This window comes from Paenimyroides marinum (assembly GCF_900108395.1).
In the GTDB taxonomy this organism is placed as follows: domain Bacteria; phylum Bacteroidota; class Bacteroidia; order Flavobacteriales; family Flavobacteriaceae; genus Flavobacterium; species Flavobacterium marinum.
Genome location: NZ_FNXE01000021.1, coordinates 1 through 17,861, shown reverse-complemented (window position 1 = coordinate 17,861; position 17,861 = coordinate 1). Strand labels below are relative to the sequence as shown.

Here is a 17,861-nt window from a genome sequence, read left to right as displayed (position 1 = left end):
TAAATATTATAGATTGTTAAGAATGAACTGAACCCTTTCTTCCGGTGGCAGCACAGGCACGTGTACAATCGGAAAAGACAGGGATTTATAAACTTCGATTATAAGAGAATGTATATGGCGTTGTTCACTTTCATTTTCGGTTCTCGCATAATCCTTTACAAGCGGGAGCCTGTCAAGTATAAATACTTTCTTATAATCAACATGCGCTAAAGCAGCATTCAGCAGGGCATCCGGTTCAAGCCTTAAAAAACGATAGTAGGCAAGGGCATCGGGTATAGCCCTATCCAAAAATACCGCTTCCTCCGGGTCGAGCTTTGCTTCCTGTTCAATCTGCATTTTCAGTACGCCTTGTTGAAATTCCAGCTTATTTTCCCTGATTTCCGCTACGGTCTTTCCGCCGATGCTCATCGTTTCTATGTAATGCCGGGCATGTTCTATGGCTGTATTATATCCTTTTTCAGCCAAGAGGTTCACAACCGTAGTTTTACCTGTTGATGGGCCTCCCGTAATGACATACCAATTTGTCCTGTTCTTCATAACAAGGGGTTTTAAAAGTTATGTTGCACTTAATTTTTTTGCCATCTCATGGGTCATTTCTTCGGCATAAGCACCATAGGCATCAACAAGTACGCCTTTATTCTTACCATCATTGGACGATATGGCATAAATCACGGCATTGTTATCAGGACTGCTGTCGAGGCTTTCAAACCTATGGGTTTCCGTAACCGTAAAATCCTCCGGTTTTAGTTTCAGGCTCCTTGACGCACAGAACAGGCAGTCCGGCAACAGACTAAAGTCCATACTGTATCCACGCTGTCTTAGGTCTTTAAGCGCCTGCACCATGTCATTGTACTGTACCATAGCTTTCAGACCTGTTATTTAATGGTTTCGACCGTACTGCCGCAGGTAAGCATCTGTGAGCCGTAATATGGGTTTTTAACAGCATTCTCTTTACTTAGCCAATTGGCTCCCTTACCTCCGTTGTACATAGGGCAGTGCTGGTAATAAACGGGAGTATCCTGTTTAGACACTTTGGCCAGTGTGTAGATGCTTCCCGAAAGTGCCGCAAAAGCACTTCTTTGTTTTGCAACATCTTTTGATTTTGAAATGCTTTCCGCATTGGCCGTCAAGTCCTGCATCACTTTCATCCAAGCCGTATGTTCCTCTGCCGATAGCTTATTCATATCGACTGCTTTAAGGGATGCAGCCAATTCAGCGGCTTTGGCAGATGCGGTCGCCGCATCGGTTTTTATCAAAGCATCTTTCACTGAAAAGTAGTTGTCAAATACAGCCTTTAGCTGTGATTGGTTTTGGGCTGCATCTTTGTTAGCTGCCATTTGACTATGGTCGTGATTGCCATGTCCGGCATTCATGTCCATTCCCGCCTCCTTGTTTTTGGCAACCGTCTTCACTGGTCTATCATACTGGCAGCAACCAGCCAGTTTAGCATATACGTCATCCGGCGCACGGAACTTCTCACTGTCATAACCAGCCAAAGCGATACGTTTCAGGATTTCATCCTGATTTGTTTTGTCGCCGTCATAGGTGAGCGTAGCCATCTTGGTATCTTTGTTCCAGTCCACACTGGCTACCTTTTTTACGTTACCTGCCTTTTCGATGGTGGTTTTGCATATACCACAATTGCCGTAAATCTTTACGGTTTCTGTTTTCGCATTCTTGATTTGTGCGAAGCCGTTTATTGATGATAGTAATACGGCGATTACCATCACTATTTTTGATAATGATTTCATAATAATTACATTTTGAGAAACGGGGGATTGATAAACCCATTTCTGTTTTAAATTTTAAATAAATGATACAAATAGGGGATTTGCAAAAGCCGGAACAGCTTCTGACAGGACATACCTATGGCTATCAGGCCATAGTTTTAGCTTATTTTAGGCGGTAGCCAAATGGAGAAAAAGCCCGAAGAATAGTAGGCTTCTTTGAAACCGAATTTTTGCTTTTTAGCTGCTGCTAAGTGATTTTTTGCCTTTAATTCGATTACGGTTGGGACATTTAGGGAAGTGGTTGAAGCACCGCACCTGCAAGAGCTGTGGGAACAACCGCCCCCGCATTTGTCACTTTTGCATTTTTTACAGGATTTGCTCTTGCAACCTTTTTTATGTTCTGATTTTTTGGATTTCTCCTTTGAGCAGAAAGACTGCTCGGTCTTTGTTGAATTTTTGGAACAGGCATAGCTCTGACTTGGCATCATAAAGAAAACCAAACAGAACAATGTCAAAATGCCTATATGTATTCTATAATTTTTCAACGCAACAAAGTTACAAATTAGATTGGTTTTTTATATCGTTTTACGTTTTTTTTTGCTATATGGACAAAAAAATGCCATATACGCAATAACCTATCGCCTTTTTTCAGAATTGATAAAATGCCCTTTTTCAGCAACCCAACCTCATGGAAATTCGGTCGGAAAAAGGGCATTTCAAAAAGCTGCTGGCTTAGGCGCCCAAAGGTTCTATTTTGAAGCCTGCCTTTTGCACGGTCGATATTACTTCCTGCTCGGTAATGCCCTCGGACTTCACTGTAAGTACCTTGTCCTTGTTGGCCGTGTCCACTTCCCAATGGCAGATACCCTCTGCCTTGTCCAAGTGCGGTTTTACAGATGCGATACAACCGCCGCAATTGATGTTCGTCTTGAATTGAAATTGTTTATTTTCCATTGTTAATAAATTTTAGAGTTATCTGATAATGCAAATTTCCGTACTATTCAGTTCAGTATTGTTGTGTAATTTCTTGTTTGATTTGTGAGATTTACTGTTTTATTTCTTCCACTTCAACCGCAGGCTGTTACTGACCACGCTCACGCTGCTCAATGCCATTGCCGCACCCGCAATCATCGGGTTGAGCAGGAAGCCGTTAACAGGGTAAAGGATGCCTGCCGCTACCGGAATGCCGATTACGTTGTAGATAAACGCCCAGAACAGGTTTTGCTTGATGGTGGCTACGGTCTGTTTGGACAAGCGTATTGCCTGCGGTATCTTGGTCAGGTCGGACGAAATGATGGTCATCTTGGCTACGTCCATTGCGATGTCGCTGCCTTTGCCCATTGCGATACTTACATCGGCTGTTGCCAATGCGGTGCTGTCGTTGATACCATCGCCCACCATTGCCACTACCTTTCCTTTACTTTGCAGTTCTTTCACAAAGTCGGCTTTATGCTGTGGCAAAACTTCGGCTTTGTAATGCTTGATGCCTGTCTGCTCCGCAATGGCTTTAGCGGTAGCTTCATTATCTCCGGTCAGCATATACAGGTCAATGCCCATTTCCTGCATTTCCCGGATAGCCTGCACCGATGTTTCCTTAATCTTATCGGCGATAGCGATTACAGCAAGAGCCTGTTTGCTGTCGGCAAACCAAATAACAGTTTTCGATTGTTTGCCCCATTCATCAGTTTGATTTTGTAATTGTTCCGCAATACTGATGTTGTTTTCTCTCAATAGTTTTTTATTGCCTACAAAATAGGTTTCGTTATTATGATTGGCTTTTGCTCCTTTACCTGTGATACTGTCAAATTGTGTTAAAGTTGTGGTTGTTGCTCCATCCAAGTGTTTTACCACCGCTTCTGCCAATGGGTGTTCGGATTGCTTTTCAATGCTTAATAAAATGTCTTTGGTCGCATCATCATTATTCAGCCATTGAACGCCTGTTACCTCTGGTTTTCCCTCTGTAATTGTTCCTGTTTTATCTAAAATAATGGCATCAACTTTTTTCGCTAATTCCAAACTTTCGGCATCTTTTATCAAAATACCTTTTTCAGCACCTTTGCCAACGCCAACCATTATAGCCGTAGGTGTAGCCAATCCCAAAGCACAAGGACAGGCAATAACCAATACCGTAACGGCTGCCAATAGCCCCTGAACAATTCCGTTATCGCCTCCTAAAACAAACCATAGGATAAATGTGAGAATGGCAATCCCTATCACAACCGGAACAAAGATACCAGCAATCTTATCTACCAATTTCTGTACAGGTGCTTTGCTTCCTTGTGCGTCCTGCACCATTTTGATGATATGGGCAAGCATTGTTTCTTTTCCTACTTTAACCGCTTTAAACTGGAAACTTCCTTTTTGGTTAATAGTTCCTGCAAATACTTTTTCGTTTTCGTTTTTCAATACAGGTACAGGTTCTCCGCTCAACATACTTTCATCAACGTAGGAACTACCCGAAGTTACCATACCGTCCACCGCAATTTTTTCGCCCGGCTTTACAAGAATAACATCGTCTGCATTTACTTCTTCAATAGCGGTCTGTTTTTCTGTTCCATCCGCTTGTATCACGATGACAGTTTTCGGCTGCAACCCCATTAACTTTTTAATAGCTGAAGAGGTATTGCCTTTGGCTTTTTCTTCCAACAGTTTCCCTAACAGGATGAATGCAATAATAACCGCCGCTGCTTCAAAATATACGTGGGCGTGTAATCCTCTTTGATGCCAAAAGTCGGCAAACAACATATTGAATACACTGAACAGATAGGCGATACCTGTACTCAATGCTACCAATGTATCCATATTGGCTGAACGGTGTTTTGTCTGCTTCCATGCATTGATAAAAAAATCCCTGCCCAACCACAATACAACAGGTGTAGAAAATGACCACATAATTTCGTTGGCATAAGGCATATCCATAAAAAACATACCTATCACTACTACCGGAAGAGAAAGTATAACCGCCCAAATGGTTTTAGTTTTTAGTTTTTGAAATTTTTGAGTGTGGATGGCTTCTAATGTTTCCTGCTGATTGGTTTCATCTTCAATCAACAAATCGTAACCGATGGACTGAACTGCTTTTTTCAGTTTGGCAGCATCGGTCATATTGGGAAGATACTCAACGGTAAGATTTCCCGTGGCAAAGTTTACAGAAGCGTTTACTACACCTGGTTCGTATTTAACGATGCTTTCAGCACTGCCCGCACAAGAAGCACAGGTCATACCCAAAACAGGAAAGGTGTTTTTTACAGTAGAAACGCCATAACCCAAATCTTTAATTACTTTTACCGCTTCGCCTACAACTACTGTATTATTTACTGTAATGGCTGCCCTGCGGTTATTCAGTTCTACTTTGTGGGTTTCTATGCCTTTTACCTGTGCCAATCCTTTTTCAACGATTAATGCACAATGCTCGCTTTCTACATCTTCCAACGGAAGATAGATGATTTCTTTATTTTTATTTGTTGCCATTTTCGCTTGCTTTAATTAACAATACAAAATTGGCGATAATATGGATGGGAATTATTGTGGAATTATGGAATGGATTTGTAAGATTTACTTAGACCTTATCCAAAGGTTTTCTTTTATCATCCCGTATTTGCTTGAAATAGCTCGGTGTCAGTCCTGTTACTTTTTTGAATTGGTTGCTTAAATAAGCTACACTCGAATAGTTCAGACGAAAAGCAATTTCACTCAAAGACAGTTCATCATATACCAATAGCTCTTTTACCTTTTCTATTTTTTGGGCTATAAAGTATTTTTCAATGGTAGTACCCTCTATCTCCGAAAACAGGTTGGATAAATAATTATAATCGTGGTGTAATTGACTGCTTAACACATCTGAAAGATTGGTTTTGGCATCGTTGTTTTGATGATGAACCAACTCAATAATTATATTCTTTATTTTTTCGATAATTCTACTTTTCTTATCATCAATGAGTTCAAACCCTAATAAAACTAAGGCTTTATCCAATTTATTTTTTTCTTCGGCTGTAGGTTCTTTGCTAAGTACTACTTCTCCAAGTTTTATGTTCTTTACGTTTAAACCCAACTTGTCCAATTCATTTTGTACCACCATAATACAGCGGTTGCAAACCATATTTTTTATAAAGAGTATATTCATTCCTTACTCACATTTATATTCATATCAAACTAATGCACAAAGTTACGATTTAAGTTGAACTGAACGTTGTTTAAAACTTCATTCGTTGTATTCTTACTGCATTCAATATAGCCAATAATGCCACACCTACATCAGCAAATACGGCTTCCCACATTGTGGCTAATCCACCTGCACCAAGTATCAATACAATGGCTTTCACTCCAAATGCTAAAGCGATATTTTGCCAAACTATTTTCTTTGTCTGTTTACCGATATTGATTGCCATTGGTATTTTACTCGGCTTATCGTCTTGTATTACTACATCGGCGGTTTCAATAGTAGCATCGCTTCCCAAACCACCCATTGCAATACCCACATCACTTAATGCTACAACAGGTGCATCATTCACACCGTCCCCGACAAAGGCAACGCTTTCATTTTTGGCTTTTATCTCTTTGACTTTGTTTACTTTGTCTTCGGGTAATAAATCGCCAAACGCATTATTGATACCCAATTTTTCTGCAACAAATTTTACTACCGTAGCTTTATCGCCACTCAACATTGTAGTTTTTACATTGAGTGATTTTAGTTTTTCAATCGTAATTTGGGCATCTTCTTTTATGGTGTCTGCAATAGTGATATAGCCTACAAATTTTTTATCATAAGCCACTGCAATTACGGTGTAAACAATACTATTCGGGTCAATGCCGTAAGCGATAGAAAATTTATTCATCAGCTTAAAATTTCCTACCAAGAGTTCTTTTCCGTTTACACTGGCTTTTAATCCGTGTCCTGCTATTTCTTCTACATTTTGCAATGGGATATTATGGTTTACAGCACCAACATATTCTTGAATGGCAGTTGCTACGGGGTGCGTGCTGTGGCTTTCCAAAGCGTTGACCATTTGCAGAGTTTCAGCCTGATTAAATGCTGCATCAAAAACAACTTCTTGCACTTTAAAAACACCCTCTGTCATTGTACCTGTCTTGTCCATTACCACGTTTTGGATATTGGCAAGTGCATCTAAAAAATTGCCTCCTTTAAACAGTATTCCGTTTTTGCTTGCAGCACCAATACCACCGAAATAACCTAACGGAATGGAAATAACCAACGCACAAGGACAAGAAATAACCAGAAATACCAAAGCCCTGTACAGCCAATCTCTAAACTCATAATTTTCTACAAAGAAATAAGGCAGTAGGCAAATAGCTATGGCTAACAGCACTACAATAGGCGTATAGATTTTTGCAAATTTCCGGATAAATAATTCCGTTGGTGCTTTTTGTGTAGTGGCATTTTGTACCAATTCCAAAATCTTGCTCAACTTACTGTCGGTGTATGCGGTCGTAACTTTTACCTGCGATACGGTGTTGAGATTAATCATCCCTGCCAAAACGGTTTCGCCTTTGTTTTTTGTATCTGGTTTGCTTTCGCCTGTTAAAGCCGATGTATTGAAAGATGCCGTTTCGGACAACAGTTCTCCGTCTAAGCCTAATTTTTCTCCCGGTTTAAGCTGTATAATTTCGCCAACGGCAACAGTTTCTGCCTTTACGGTTTGCGGTTCATTGTTTTTTAAAACGGTTACTTCATCGGGTCTTTGGTCAAGCAAAGATTTGATGTTTGATTTTGCCCTCGAAACAGCCATTGTCTGAAAAACTTCGCCAACGGCATAGAACAACATTACCGCAACGCCCTCGGGATATTCGCCAATGGCAAATGCCCCGATAGTTGCAATGCCCATCAAAAAGAACTCCGAGAAAATCTCGCCTTTGCGAATACTCTCAACGGCTTCTTTGAGTACGGGCAGTCCAACAGGAGCATAAGCCACCACGTACCAAATAATCCGTACCCAATCGGTAAACCACGTCTGCGGAAACCAATTATCCATTGCAATACCTGCAAGCAACAGCGCAAGGGAAATAATGGCGGGAAGAAACATCTTGAAAACATTGTCAGTATCTCCTGAATGCGAATGGTCGTGTCCGTCATCATCACTGTGGTCGTGATTATGCCCGTCATTTTTGTGATGCCCTTTTACCAATTCCTTAGCACCTGCTTTGGTGTAGATTTTTTCTTCCTGTGTGCAACAAGTCATTTTGCCTTGTGCATCGTAAGTATGCTTGTGATTTTTGTCTGTATTTATCATAGCCTTTAATTTTTTAAGTTCGTTACACTTTTTTATTTCTTATTCTTTCTACATTATTATTCATTATATGCCTCACGATATGCTGAAAAATAAACTTCTTGAAAGCGTTCAGTTCTTGTTGATGTTTTGCATAAAACGCATCGGGTGTATCAAAAACGCCAAAGTCCCGATTGATGCCTTTATCCTGAATAAATGTATTATTGAGGTTCCATTCAATCGGCGGGTTCTCAAAATTATCGGTATAAACCCCGAAACCGCAAAAAGTGGTCTTGCAATCACTGTTCTGTTCCTGTAATTTAGTGAGGTACGGTTTATCCAAAATCACGCCCTCCAAAAAATACCATTGCTCGTTTACCCAAACTTCAACCCAGCTATGCAAGATATTCTTAGGCGATAGTCTGTACCAAATACCTGTAATAGCTCCTTTCTGCAATGCCTTGTCAATGGTAAAGCCGTGAATACGGTTAGGTACATCTGTTGCTCTTAACAAAGCCATTAATAAAGTGGCTTTTGTGTTGCATTGTCCGTACCCGTCATTCAGCACCTGCGATGCGGAAATATAATCAGAAACATTATAGCCAAACTTTATTTCGTCCCGTACAAAATTGTAAATGGCTTGAACTTTGGCAACGGTGTCCAAGTTTTCCCACCCTCTCTGCTCCAATAGCTTTTGTATGGAAGCATTGGAGTAGTCAAGGATTTTTGTTTCTTTAAGATAGGTGTCCATAACACATTTATATTTATAACAAAGTTACACAGGGAGAGCCTGCAATGCTATTGCAAACTCTCCTTTAAACAGTTTTCACAAATTCCCTTACCAAATAATTTTAGTTCGTCGATACGGTAATTCTGACTTCCATTCTGCGGTATTATAAAATCCTCCTTACAGGTTGTCTGCTTACAAATCTTACAATAGAAATGTAAGTGCCAATCCTTGTGTGTATTTTCATCACACCCATCGTGGCACAGAATATACTTGACCGTAGTGTTCTCCTGAATACTGTGTACAATGCCTTTTTCTTCAAAAGTTTTCAAAGTCCTGTAAATCGTAACCCTGTCTGCTTTATAAAAATGGCTCTCAATTTCAGATAAGGACATTGCTGTCTGCTGTTGCTCCAAGAAGTCGTACACCAATATCCGCATACTTGTCGGATTGGTGTTCTTTGACAACAGCTTCTGTTCAATGTTTTTTTTCATTATCCAATGTTTTTTAGTGAGCGTGGGCGTGTTCTCCCGAATCATCCATTTTTGCATTCACAAAAAACGCGCCTTTTACCACGATATGCGCACCGTGCGGAATTTCACTTACAGGTGTAATTGCCGTATAACCCAATTGCGTAGCACCTTTAACGACTTCCATTCTTACAAATTGAGTTCCTTTTTCAGAACCGTGGTTATGGTCGTGAGCTTCGCCCTCTTTATGGTCGTGAGCTTCTTCTTCCCGCTCCTTGACCAAAAAGATGTAATACTTTCCGTCTGCATTGACAATCGCTTCATTGGGTACAGCCGTACTTAGTACATTATCTAAACTGACAGTTCCGGTTATGCTCATTCCGTCAATCAATCCTGTTTTATCGCCTGTAATTCTGCTGTGAACGGCAATGGTCTTACTCTCTCCGCTAAAAGATGAACCAATACTGTACACTTCGGCAGAATAGGTCTTATTGGGATTGTTGGTTACGACAAAATCTATTTTCTGACCTATTTTGATTAGGGGAATATCTTTTTCATAAACTTGTAAGTCCAAGTGCAATGCTGTGTTTTCTATTATTTCGGCAATAGGCGAAGACACATCTACATAGCTTCCGATTTTGGCGAAAACGTTACTTACCGTACCGCTTATCGGACTTGTAACGACCAACGAGGATTTAAGGCTGGAATTTGACAAGGAAGCCGGATTAATGCCCATCATTTGGATTTGTTGTTGTAACGATGCTTTTCGTGTTCTCAACGTGTTCAATTCGGTAGTGGCACTTTGAAGGTTTTTCTTTGCACCTGCATTTCCCTCGTTTAGCTCTCTTTGTCTTGCCACTTCCTGCTCTGCAAATTCTATACGGCTATTGATGCTTAGGTATTCTTCCTGCAACTGTATGAATTGCGGATTGGAAATAGTGGCGATGACCTGACCTTTCTTCACGAAATCGCCTATCTCCACATTGAGGGATTTGATAACGCCGCCAAACATTGAAGTTGCATTTGCCTTGTTGCTGTTGGGAACTCTCAATGCACCATTGGCTTTCAATGTTGCGGATAATTGCTTCTGTTCAATTGAACCGATTTCAACACCCACGGCTTTCATCTGCTCATCGGTCAGCACTGCAACATTTTCTTCTTCTTCTTCGTGTTCGTCCGTTGTTGTTTCTGCTTCCGTTCCGTGATTATGCCCGTCGCCCTCTTTATGGTTATTTGTACAGGCGTTGAAAGCAAAGATTGCTACGAGGACAAGAACGCTAAAAACTATCTTATTTATGGTACGTTTCATATATTGTATTATTTACTGATTAATGAATGGATAAGCGTTACAGCCTCATTAATTTGCTGTATGCTCTTTAAATAATTAAGCTGAATATCGGCTGTGGTCTGCAAGGCGTAGAGATACTCCACATAAGAAATATCTCCGGTACTGTAGCCCAGCTTTGCAGCATTGATAATCTCATCAGCATTGGGAAGTGCCTGCTCCTTGAAATAGGTAAACTGCGCTACATTCTGTTCGTATTGTTTCAAGGCGTTTGCCAATTCCGTTTTAAGCTGTTGTTCCTGCCATTGCGCATTTAATTCCAATGATTGTTTCTTGTAATCAAGCGAGCGAATTTTTGCTTTGGTGGTGGTAAAAATTGGGATTGTAATACCTACATCAACAAAACTAAACCGTTGTCCTCTGCCATAAAATTGCTCTACACCATTTTTACTGTGCATTCCTATCAGCGATATGTTATTATAACCGAACGTAAAATCAGGCAGGCTATTTGCCCGTTCCAATTTTTTGTTCTGTTCGGCGATTTTCGCCTCTTGGTACAATAGCTGAATGCTCGGATGATTTGCAACAGCCGAACTGTCAATGAAAGAGCTTAACAGCAATGGCGTATAATCCGGTTGGGGTTCAATTGTGAAGTCTTCCTGTGTCTGCATCAAGTTTTTAAGGTTCTGATAGGCGTTCTGTCTTAAAACCTCGTTTTGTTGATACAAAAGACTTATTTCCCCTTTCTTGGTGGTTGCTGTATTAACGTCTAATTTACCTATATCTCCCGTTTTATACCGCAGTTCCGCCACACGGATAAAGTCTGAATAAATACTATCAAGATACTTTAAAACCGAAGCGTTATGCTCCAAATATTCCAACTGATAATAATAGGTTCTTACCTGCTTTTTCAGTTCATTTTCTGTAAGTGCCTTCGCCCACTGCTGACCTTTGACCTGCTCTTTGACAAGGTTCTTCTTTACCCCAAAAAGTGTTGGAAAGGGTATGGTCTGCGAAATTTGGAAACCGTCATTGTACTCAAAGCCCTCGTTATTCCCATATTGGAAATTTGCATTGGTCTTCGGCAGTTCAAATGCTGTCTTGCTTAGGCTTTGGGCAGATTGAATATCCAAATTTTTGGAACGGAGCTGAGGGTTATTTTCCATAGCTATCTCAATAGCTCTATCTACATTTACCGGATTTTGTGCATTACTGTTTTGAGAAAAACCTAAGAACACAAACAGCAACAATACAGGTGTTATGGCTTTCATTTTATTATTTTTCGTAGGCTTATGATTTCTCATAAATACGAGGTACAGTAAAGGCAGTACGAACAACGTCAATGCCGTTGCTGAAATCAATCCGCCGATAACCACCGTTGCCAACGGTTTTTGTACTTCTGCACCTGCACTTGTACTTAATGCCATTGGTAAAAAGCCTAAACTTGCCACTGATGCTGTCATCAATACAGGCCTAAGCCTTGTTTTAGCTCCCTCGATAATTCTCGGAACAATCTCGTTCCAACCCTCTTTCTCCAGTCTATTGAACGTGGCAATCAGTACAATCCCGTTCAGAACAGCAACACCGAACAGAGCAATAAATCCGACACCTGCCGATATGCTGAATGGCATATCCCGCAATAAAAGGGCAAATACGCCTCCAATGGCACTCATCGGGATAGCCGTATAGACCAAAACGGCTTCCTTGAACGAATGGAACGTGAAGTATAGCAGGATAAAAATCAAAAGCAGGGCGATAGGTACTGCAATCAGTAATCTGTCAGTAGCTTTTTGGAGGTTCTCAAACTGACCGCCATAGGTAAAATAATATCCTGTCGGTAGCTTAACCTGTTCAGCCAACTTATCCTGAATTTCTTCTACAACACTTGCTACATCCCGCCCTTGTACATTAAATCCGATATATATCCTTCGTTTTCCTCCTTCACGACTGATTTGTGCAGGACCTAATTTATAGTCAATGTTGGCAACCTGCGAAAGTGGAACCTGCTCTCCGTTTGGAAGTGGAATAAACAAATTGCTCACATCCTCAATGGAACTGCGGTGTTCTTCATCAAGCCTTACCACCAAATCAAATCTTCGTTCGTTTTCATAAATAACACCTGCTGATTTACCTGCGAACGCAGTGCTGACAATATCATTTATCTCCTGTACATTCAAGCCATAGTTGGCTATTCGGGTACGGTCGTATTCGATATTGATTTGGGGAAGACCTGCTACCCGCTCTACCTGCGGAGCGGTCGCACCTTCTACTGTTTGAATAATAGCATTCGCTTTATTCGCATAAACCAACAAACTGTCGAGGTCTTCTCCGAATATCTTAACGGCTACATCTTGCCTGATACCTGTCATCAACTCATTAAAACGCATCTGTATCGGCTGATTGGCTTCAAAGAATACACCGGGAATAACTTTAAGTTTCTCCATCATTTCATTGGAAAGCTCGTCATAGGATTTTTTTGTTTTCCATTCGTCCTGCGGTTTTAGGATAATCATCAGGTCAGTGGCTTCGGGAGGCATCGGGTCTGTCGGTACTTCGGCAGCACCAGTCTTGCCTACGACCATTCTCACTTCGTCAAATTCCTTGATTATCCTTGATGCCTGCATAGAGGTTTCCAGACTTTGGCTAAGCGATGTTCCTTGTGGCAGGATACAGTGGAAAGCAAAATCGCCCTCGCCCAATTTTGGCAGGAACTCTCCGCCCATCCGTGAAAATAGAAATATACTTATGGTAAACAGCCCAACGGCAACCGCAATAATCACATATTTTATCCGAATGGCTTTTTCTAACAAAGGCTTATAAACCCCTTGAAGATAGTCCATCATTTTGTCTGAAAAATTCCTTTTGGTAATCGGTTTTTTAGACAGACACAAGGCACTCATCATCGGGATATAGGTAAAGGACAAAATCAAAGCTCCCAAAATGGCGAAACTTACAGTCTGTGCCATTGGCGTAAACATTTTACCCTCTATACCCACCAAAGTAAGGATAGGGATATAGACAATGAGGATGATAACTTCGCCAAATGCGGCACTCGTACGAATTTTCCGTGCAGATTCATATACCTCTTCATCCATTTCTGCCTGCGTAAGTCTTTGTGTGGATTTCCGCAAGCCCAAATGATGCATTGTCGCTTCAACAACAATCAGGGAACCATCTATTACCAATCCGAAATCAATAGCCCCCATACTCATCAGGTTGGCACTTACACCAAACAGCCGCATCATTCCCAACGCAAAAAGCATAGATAGCGGTATGGCTGAGGCTACAATCAGTCCTGCTCTGAAATTCCCCAGGAATAGAATTAATACAAAAATAACAATCAGTGCGCCCTCAATGAGGTTCTTTTGAACCGTACTTATCGCTCTATCAACCAAATCCATTCTGTCTAAAAATGGTTCTATGACCACGTCTTCGGGTAGAGATTGTTGGATAACCGGTATTTTTTCTTTGATACTTTTTACAACTTCAGAGGTGTTTTCTCCCTTCAACATCATTACAATCCCACCCACAGCATCTACTTCGCCATTATAGGTCAATGCTCCGTACCGGGTTGCGTGACCAAATTGTACTTCTGCCACATCTTTGATAAATACCGGAACGCTACCTGTATTTTTAACGACGATATTTCCTACATCTTCCAATGAAGTAACCAGACCAATCCCGCGAATAAAGTAAGCATTGGGCTTCTTATCGATATATGCACCTCCGGTATTTTGGTTGTTGTTTTCGAGGGCGGTAAAAATATCGGAAATACTAACGTCCATTGCCTTGATGCGGTTTGGGTCGATAGAAACTTCGTACTGTTTAAGCAAACCACCGAAACTATTGACTTCTGCAATTCCCGGAGTACCGTAAAGTTGTCTGGCAACAATCCAGTCCTGCATTGTCCGCAAATCCATTGCGGAATATTTGTCTTCACTGCCTTCTTTGGGATGAAGAATATATTGGTACACTTCGCCAAGACCTGTACTGACAGGAGCAAGTTCAGGTGTTCCAATCCCGTCAGGTATCTGGTCTTGTGCTTCTTTCAGCTGTTGGCTTACTAACTGTCGTGCAAAATAAATATCGACATTATCTTGAAAGACAACGGTTACAACAGATAATCCAAATCTTGAAACACTTCTTATCTCTTCTACTTTTGGAAGATTAACGATACTTTGCTCTACGGGAAATGTTACTAATTGTTCTACTTCTTGTCCTGCCAATGTAGGCGACAGGGTAATAATCTGAACCTGATTGTTTGTAATGTCAGGTTGGGCATCAATGGGGATTTGCTTGGCACTCCATACCCCCCAAATGATGAGAAACAAGGTCATCAATCCTATAATGAACTTATTCTTTATAGAGAATTTTATAATACTATTTAACACTTCTATTGTGATTAATGATGAATAATTAATGATAAATTGCAATGATTATGAATACGAGAAATACGAAGTATGACCCAAAACATTCAGCTTGTTGCTGTACGCAAAAAGCTATAATCATTAAAACATTAAAAATTATGCATTAATCTTTGGCGGTTGCCAAATTCCCCCCAGATAGTGGGATATAAAGGTACATTTATAATAAACTTTAGGCTTAGAAAGGTCAAAAGTCTTCGCCTTAACTAAGCTGTATACATTCCATTGAAGCACTATACCTGAAACTATTCCACAACAACCGCATAAACAAAATGGACTGCACATATCAGTTGTTTCCTGATGGTCGTGGCTTCCTTGATGGGTTAATTCTTCCGAATGGTTATGGTTTTGAAAGTTGTCCTTTTCATACATATCGGTACACGGCATTAAAAATACCGTCATCATATAAATTGCCAATATGGAGTAAAAGACTTTCATATTCTTTTGCAAAGTTAGTAAAAAAGTAATGCAATGGCATTGCATTGTTTTGAAAAATTACTATTTTATAATCATCATTTTTCATTCCGAATATTTGTTTTATAAACTGTTCAAAAAAATGTTGGCGACACTCCATCTAAATTCAAGAAGAAGCACCACCAACATTCTTAGTCCTTTATTTAATGCGTTTATTGTTCTTGCTGTATCAAATGCTGTAAGTTCGGGTCGTTCTTGATACGCTCTATTTCACTTTCAACAATGTGTACAATGTCGGATTTTATCTGGCGGTAGTTGCTTTCAATCTCTTGCTTCATATTATCGTTGCCGTTTTTATCAGCAAAAGATAAAATCTGCGGTATCTTCTGATACGCTTTGGTTTCTGCGGAAACTTTATCATTATCGACCACTATTTCTGCGTGAAATATCTTTTGCTCGATACGCTCGTCAAAGTTGTCGGATATAGCACCAACAAACATACCCTGTGTCAAAGTTGAAATTTTAGAAGCAGGAATAAGGCTGTCTAATTGCGTAGAAATCGAAGTTGATTTATCATTTCGGTTGATGGTCATACTCTGACGTTTCTGCAATACTTTTCCGAACCGTTCTGACAAGCTCTTTGCGGTTTCGCCCACAACCTGCCCACTGAATACATTACCTACGGTATTTTGGATAACTTTTGCCTCTTTATCTCCGTAATCCCGTATTAACTGCGAAAAATCCTGAAAGCCCAAACACACAGCTACCTTATTACTTCTCGCAGTTGCGATGAGATTGTCCAGTCCCCTAAAATAAATTGTGGGCAACTCATCTATGATTACTGAACTCTTTAATTGCCCTTTTTTGTTGATGAGCTTAACAATTCTCGAATTGTACAATCCCAAAGCTGCGGAGTAGATATTTTGACGGTCGGGATTGTTACCTACACACAAAATTTTAGGTTCTTTCGGATTGTTGATGTCAAGCGTAAAATCATCCCCGGTCATTACCCAATACAATTGCGGGCTAATCATTCTTGACAAAGGAATTTTTGCCGATGCAATCTGCCCCTGCAATTGGTCTTGTGCGCCACCTTGCCAGGCATCCATAAACGGAGAAAGATAGTTTTCCAAATCGGAATATGAGGTCAGAATGGTAAATACGTCCGAATACTTTTTATTCAGCAATTCAATGGCGTGTGGGAATGTACAATACTTACCGTTCTCATAGATTTTCAGATACCAAATAATGGCAGCCAATAGGATAATTGGGCTTTCCACGAAAAAATCTCCTTGCTTCTGTATCCAACTTCGATTGAGGTTCAGCATTATGGTATAAGCCGCTTCGTAAGCATCAGAAATGTCCGTCATAAAATCGGGATTTAACGGGTTACAACGGTGGCTCTTGCGTGGGTCATCAAAGTTGATGACATAGAATTTGGGTTGAACTTTGTACTTATCCCGATGCTTCAATAAATGATTGTAGGCAATGGTAGAAAGGTCGTCAAACTTAAAATCGTAAATGTACATACTAAAGCCTTTCTCAATCTGTTGCTTGATGTAATTGTTTACGATGGCATACGATTTTCCTGAACCCGGAGTACCCAACACGATTGATGCTCTGAAAGGATTTACAATGTTTATCCAACCGTTGTTCCATTTGCCTTTGTAGTAAAATTTGGTAGGAAGATTGACAGAATACTCGTTTTCCATCAGCTTTGTTTCCTGCTGAAAGCTCTCGTTCTCGTTGTTGAAAACATCGTCCATCAGATTAGTACGAAGCAAACGGCTCATCCACACGCCAGCCATCAGCAAAGCGATATAACCTAACGAGATAGTAAGGATATACAGAAATGTGCCTATTACCGGAGATAGCTTTAACAACGGCGTGTTCAGAAAGAACAGCACAAAACCAACGCCCAAAGCCACGTAGATTTTAGCCCAGGTTATCTTCTCATTCTTTACGCCTTTCGTTCCCAAACAACTCAAAGCAAGCAAAACCAAAGCGAACGCCTTGGTATAAAGGGTATGTGAAAACAAGCCCGCCGTCCGGTCGAAATTGCCTAATATCTTGTTGATTATTTCCAACGTCCAACCACGTTCTAAAAAGAACCCGTAGCAGAACCAATAAAGGTGCATCAGCACCAAAAGAATACTGACTGCCCGCATAAAAGCCATTATTTTGGCTAAACCTCTTAAATCGTCTTCTCCCTGCATTCTTTTTTAGTTTTAATGTTCGGGCGTGAATTTAAAGGCTCTACACAGCGGCTATAAGAATGTGGCAGTCAATGGCGGTGCGTGGCAGTGTTTGGCGAAGTGATAAGAGTTGTAGCTTCTATGATCCTTTTGTATCGTAACATTTATGAAGCATCCAAATAAAAAATACTTTTAGTTGCTCTTCTGTTTTCTGTCCGTCAGCAACATTTTTTGTCCTGCTGAATTGGTGGACAAGCAACACTTCCGTAACTACAATAAACACAGCAGTCGCCTTGTTTTGGTTTTAGAACTTGTTTGCATTTTTCACATTCGTAAAAATATTGACAAGCGTCTGTCGGCATTGTTTCTTCTTTCTTGTGTCCGCAGTTGGG

At 40.5% G+C, this 17,861-nt stretch carries 16 protein-coding genes; all 16 read right to left on the bottom strand.

Annotated features, from left to right (window positions below):
- Nucleotides 1–6 precede the first annotated feature (6 nt).
- Complete coding sequence (locus BLW20_RS08140; protein ID WP_091098856.1) at nt 7–537, bottom strand: AAA family ATPase; 531 nt, start codon at nt 535–537, stop codon at nt 7–9.
- 18 nt (nt 538–555) lie between these two features.
- Nucleotides 556–861, bottom strand: coding sequence for a phosphoribosylpyrophosphate synthetase (locus BLW20_RS08135; protein WP_072885940.1), 306 nt, complete (start codon nt 859–861; stop codon nt 556–558).
- A 14-nt stretch (nt 862–875) separates the two neighbouring features.
- Complete coding sequence (locus BLW20_RS08130) at nt 876–1,751, bottom strand: DUF3347 domain-containing protein (RefSeq protein ID WP_034735069.1); 876 nt, start codon at nt 1,749–1,751, stop codon at nt 876–878.
- Nucleotides 1,752–2,019: 268 nt separating this feature from the next.
- Nucleotides 2,020–2,199: a hypothetical protein gene (locus BLW20_RS08125; RefSeq protein WP_034735070.1), complete on the bottom strand. Its 180-nt coding sequence runs from the start codon at nt 2,197–2,199 to the stop codon at nt 2,020–2,022.
- Between the two features lie 263 nt (nt 2,200–2,462).
- A complete protein-coding gene (locus BLW20_RS08120) occupies nt 2,463–2,684 on the bottom strand; it encodes a heavy-metal-associated domain-containing protein (protein ID WP_091098853.1) in 222 nt (73 codons plus the stop codon).
- A 99-nt stretch (nt 2,685–2,783) separates the two neighbouring features.
- Entirely contained in the window at nt 2,784–5,201 is a 2,418-nt protein-coding gene (locus tag BLW20_RS08115) for a heavy metal translocating P-type ATPase (protein WP_091098850.1), read from the bottom strand.
- An 88-nt stretch (nt 5,202–5,289) separates the two neighbouring features.
- On the bottom strand, nt 5,290–5,853 hold the full coding sequence (locus BLW20_RS08110) for a helix-turn-helix domain-containing protein (protein WP_068599326.1): 564 nt from the start codon (nt 5,851–5,853) through the stop codon (nt 5,290–5,292).
- 70 nt (nt 5,854–5,923) lie between these two features.
- Nucleotides 5,924–7,978: a heavy metal translocating P-type ATPase gene (locus BLW20_RS08105; RefSeq protein WP_091098847.1), complete on the bottom strand. Its 2,055-nt coding sequence runs from the start codon at nt 7,976–7,978 to the stop codon at nt 5,924–5,926.
- Between the two features lie 22 nt (nt 7,979–8,000).
- Nucleotides 8,001–8,705, bottom strand: a complete 705-nt coding sequence (locus tag BLW20_RS08100; RefSeq protein ID WP_003010388.1) for a transglutaminase-like domain-containing protein — start codon at nt 8,703–8,705, stop codon at nt 8,001–8,003.
- 47 nt (nt 8,706–8,752) lie between these two features.
- On the bottom strand, nt 8,753–9,175 hold the full coding sequence (locus tag BLW20_RS08095) for a Fur family transcriptional regulator (protein ID WP_013597180.1): 423 nt from the start codon (nt 9,173–9,175) through the stop codon (nt 8,753–8,755).
- Between the two features lie 13 nt (nt 9,176–9,188).
- Nucleotides 9,189–10,460 (bottom strand): efflux RND transporter periplasmic adaptor subunit, encoded by a 1,272-nt coding sequence (locus BLW20_RS08090; RefSeq protein WP_091098843.1) that lies wholly within the window; start codon nt 10,458–10,460, stop codon nt 9,189–9,191.
- Between the two features lie 8 nt (nt 10,461–10,468).
- On the bottom strand, nt 10,469–14,827 hold the full coding sequence (locus tag BLW20_RS08085; RefSeq protein ID WP_091098930.1) for a CusA/CzcA family heavy metal efflux RND transporter: 4,359 nt from the start codon (nt 14,825–14,827) through the stop codon (nt 10,469–10,471).
- Nucleotides 14,828–14,959: 132 nt separating this feature from the next.
- Nucleotides 14,960–15,247: a hypothetical protein gene (locus BLW20_RS14945; protein WP_317039282.1), complete on the bottom strand. Its 288-nt coding sequence runs from the start codon at nt 15,245–15,247 to the stop codon at nt 14,960–14,962.
- Entirely contained in the window at nt 15,225–15,383 is a 159-nt protein-coding gene (locus tag BLW20_RS14685) for a hypothetical protein (protein ID WP_177165057.1), read from the bottom strand. Before BLW20_RS14685 ends, BLW20_RS14945 begins: the two co-directional genes overlap by 23 nt.
- 103 nt (nt 15,384–15,486) lie before the next feature.
- On the bottom strand, nt 15,487–17,490 hold the full coding sequence (gene mobC / locus BLW20_RS08075) for a conjugal transfer protein MobC (RefSeq protein ID WP_091098840.1): 2,004 nt from the start codon (nt 17,488–17,490) through the stop codon (nt 15,487–15,489).
- Nucleotides 17,491–17,687: 197 nt separating this feature from the next.
- Nucleotides 17,688–17,861: GDCCVxC domain-containing (seleno)protein (locus BLW20_RS14940; RefSeq protein WP_317039281.1), on the bottom strand; the 174-nt coding region annotated here is incomplete at its 5' end.